General features: G+C 41.0%; 1 protein-coding gene. It reads right to left on the reverse strand.

Annotated elements, in window-relative coordinates:
- The coding region (locus ACGTN9_RS21040) for a transposase (RefSeq protein ID WP_499596489.1) at window positions 1-552 on the reverse strand (552 nt) is incomplete at its 3' end.
- Window positions 553-617: the final 65 nt, after the last annotated feature.

The following is a 617-nucleotide window of genomic DNA, read 5'->3' on the forward strand; positions in this document are numbered from 1 at the left end:
AATAGCTTCTTCAATATCCGCGAAAGTTTGATCCAACTTTTCCTGTAAGTTTTTTTCGTAACGTTGGACGGATTTTTTCCACACAAACGTATACTTATTGGCATTTGCCTCTATTTTTGTTCCATCAAGGAAATAGTTGTCCATGGATATGTACTCTTGATCGATCAGAAGCTTAATCAACTCAGTAAATAAAGGTTCAATAATTGCTTTCATCCGTTCTGAACGGAACCGGTTGATGGTTCGGAAATCTGGTGACTGTTGGCCGGCCAGCCACATCATCGGCAGATGTTCTCGAAGAGCTTTGGCAATTTCGCGGCAGGAATAGATTTTTTGCGTGTAGGCGTATAAGATAACTTTTGTCATCATTTTGGGATGATAGGAGCTCCGACCGCCGCCTTGATATTGAGAGAAAAAGATGTCATCGTTGACCTGTTCCACCATGGCATGAATGACACGGACCACATGGTCCTCAGGAATTAAATCACTGAAGTCCATTGGTAGAACCAATTGCCCCATGTTATAATCAATGAAAGTAGCTGAAGAGTTACTCATAAAAAAATCGCCTCACTTTTCGTTTTTTTGTTGGTTTGGTCGCTTACATTATAACGAATGAGGCG

This window comes from Halobacillus sp. B23F22_5 (genome assembly GCF_043497085.1).
In the GTDB taxonomy this organism is placed as follows: domain Bacteria; phylum Bacillota; class Bacilli; order Bacillales; family Halobacillaceae; genus Thalassobacillus.